The organism is Streptomyces sp. NPDC043870 (genome assembly GCF_056435785.1).
In genome coordinates this window covers 1-2,623 of the sequence record NZ_JBWKDT010000123.1, presented here as the reverse complement: position 1 = coordinate 2,623, position 2,623 = coordinate 1, and the positions used below count along the sequence as shown (strand labels likewise).

Annotated in this window: 2 protein-coding genes and 1 pseudogene; all 3 read right to left on the bottom strand. The window is 67.5% G+C overall.

The window, feature by feature from the left end:
- The coding region (locus AC0699_RS39565) for a transposase family protein (protein ID WP_478671511.1) at positions 1–207 on the bottom strand (207 nt) is incomplete at its 3' end.
- Between the two features lie 300 nt (positions 208–507).
- Positions 508–1,089: a Uma2 family endonuclease gene (locus tag AC0699_RS39560; RefSeq protein ID WP_478671506.1), complete on the bottom strand. Its 582-nt coding sequence runs from the start codon at positions 1,087–1,089 to the stop codon at positions 508–510.
- A 646-nt stretch (positions 1,090–1,735) separates the two neighbouring features.
- Positions 1,736–2,285, bottom strand: a pseudogene (locus tag AC0699_RS39555) (transposase); the annotation flags it as partial.
- Positions 2,286–2,623 lie beyond the last annotated feature (338 nt).

Genomic DNA, 2,623 nt, shown 5'->3' with positions numbered 1-2,623 from the left:
CCGTCGCCCGTCGACCGGAACGTCGGCCACCGTCCGCCAGTGATAGCCGTGCACCCGTCCCGACGAGGCCCCGCACACCGGGCAGACCGCGGTGTCCAGCGGCGTCCGGGCCCGCACCACGATCCGCTCACCCTCGTCGGCCACATCCTCCATAACCAGCGGGGACAGACCCGAAAGCACCGTCCTCACAAGCTCGTTGACATCCATCACATGAAAGTCAACGACCCTCACAACTCTCCGTCACCACCGAATGTGAGACAGGGCCGTTCCTTTGACAGACCCGGGCCTGGAACGAGACCGCGACGCCTTTGACGCCGCGCTCAAGCTTCTGTCCAGCAACGGCCCCACCGAGGGCGTCAACACAAAGACCAAACGGATCGCACGCCAGATGCACGGATGAGCAGGCTTCACCCTGCTCCGCCACCGCATCCTTCTCGGATAGCGACACCCTCCGTCACCACCGAATGGGAGACAGGGCCGAGAAATTGATAGTCCCCGCCCCGGTTCTCAGCGGACGAGATGGGGCAGGTCGATGGCGATGCCGAAAGGTACCGCGGTTTTGATGCGCTCGCGGTAGATACCGGTGGCGACGTAGGCGCGAGTGGTGCCGTCCAGCTCGTACGTGTGGATGACGGGGAGGTCGCTTTCCTCCTCGATACGCCAGTAATGCGCGATACCCGCCTGCGCGTACTTGAACGGCTTCAGCGACCGGTCCCGGTCGGCGGACTCCTCTGAGACGACTTCGATGGCGAGAGCGACCTGATCGGGAAGGTAGCGCGTACGATCCGGGTCGTATGGGACCGTGACAGCAACGATGTCAGGCTCGGGCCGGTTCTTCTCATTCAGTTTGACTGTCATTTCCCGGTCGATCACGAATCCCTCGGGAGCCTGATTGTCGAGTGCGGTCGTCAGCCGGGTGACGACGCGGGCGTGCCAGGACCTCTGCGGGGACATCATGAAGATGAGCGCTCCATCGATCAGCTCGGTGTGTCGGGGGAGGTCGGGTGCGTTGTCGAGGTCATCGGCCTCCCACCCACTTGGCCGGGGTGGCAGCATCCAGGGCGGGAGCGCGTCCCATGCGGTCGTCATCGTGTCCTCCTTCGGGCGCCCCGGCCAGCCTATCCGTCAGTGCCGTGTGGCGGCGGTGCGGGCCGTGACAAGAGCGGCGACGGGGGTCCGCGCTGTGGCGGGGGGCGCAAGGCCGCCATGCGACGGTGGTGCCGTGGCCTTCGCCGGTGTAGGGATGCCATCGGTGGTCGGGGCCGAGGCGGATTGGGATGCCTTCGTCATCGGCGGTGAGGCGGTTACGCCAGGCGCGCAGCCGCATGGTGCGAGCGGTGTTGTCGTTGTCGGGGGCCGAGAGGGCGATGGCGGCGGGTCGGGGATGAAGGGTGCGCGAGCGACAGCGACGCTGGCAGGGCCGCCGTAGCGCAGGGCGCGGACCAGGCGGGCGAAGTCGAGCGGGGCAGGCCGGTGGCGCGTACGAGCTGGTGGAACCAGCCCTCGCCGACGCCGGTCGCGGCGAGACATACGGCTTCCTCAATTGGGGTGCCCGGTGAGCGAGCGGTGTGCCCGGCGGCGTCGCGGGTGAGCGCTTGTCGTCGAAGGTGAAGGGACTCCTGGCAGCGGGCACCCTCGCCGTCGGGCGCTCCGCTTCCCCGCGCCGCGGGTGGCGCGGAGCTTTCATGGGCACGACCACACCTCGGTGTCGAGGACGTGCGCGCCGTCGCAGCCGCGGGCGACATTTGCGGTCCGCTGCGAGATGGACCTTGCTGGTGATTCCGCCCCGGGACCTGCTGAGGAGGGCTTCCTTCAGGCGGAGCTTGCGTCGGCGCCGGACACGTCGACGCTCGGCCTGTCCGTTCTGTCCCTCCGGTTCGCCCCTTTTCGCCGGGCCTCCTCCTGCTCGCGTGCGGCCGCTTCCAGGGCCTCCATGAGGTCCTTGCCGACGCGCATCCCAAGCGGCGTCGTGGTGGGCGCGGGCAGTCGTGGAATCCACGCTCACCAGCGAGAAGTCCGCTTTTCCGCGCGGGCCACCTCGGCAATCATGTCTTCCAGCAGAGCGGTGAAGACGCCAGCGTCCCGCCAGGCCCGGAAACGCCCGTAGACGGTAGCCCAGGGACCGAACTCGGAGGGCATCTCACGCCACTGGGCGCTGGACCGGAACCGCCAGATCACCCCCTCGAACTGTTCCCGCACCGCTCGGGGCATGGGCCGAACTTGCCGATCAGCAGGTAGAGTTCGATTAACTTCCACTGATCGTCGGTGAGTTGCCTGCGCGTCACGACCAGTCTCTTACCGGTTTCCACCCCCCGAAGGGACGGGACCCAGCAACTGATCACAACATCACACAGCCCCTGGAATCCAAGGATGCGGCGCGGGAGGGGGCGCTTTCACTCGTGCGGGGCCAGCAGGAGGTGCCGGCTCGGCGCGTTCGGGGCACGGGCAGCGACGCAGACCCGAGACCAGGCCGTTGAGCTGGCGCAGTCGGTGGTACGTGAGGGGCTGGCCGCAGGAGCGCAGATTACCGGTAGTTCGTTAAATCCGGCGGTAGAGGTCAATGCCGCGTCCGGTGGTGACCGCGTCGATCAGGGCCTGGAGCTCGGAGGGTGGGTCCTTGTCC

Coding starts and splice junctions, on each gene's coding strand:
- AC0699_RS39560 (WP_478671506.1), bottom strand. CDS start 1,089: ATGACGACCGCATGGGACGCGCTCCCGCCCTGGATGCTGCCACCCCGG.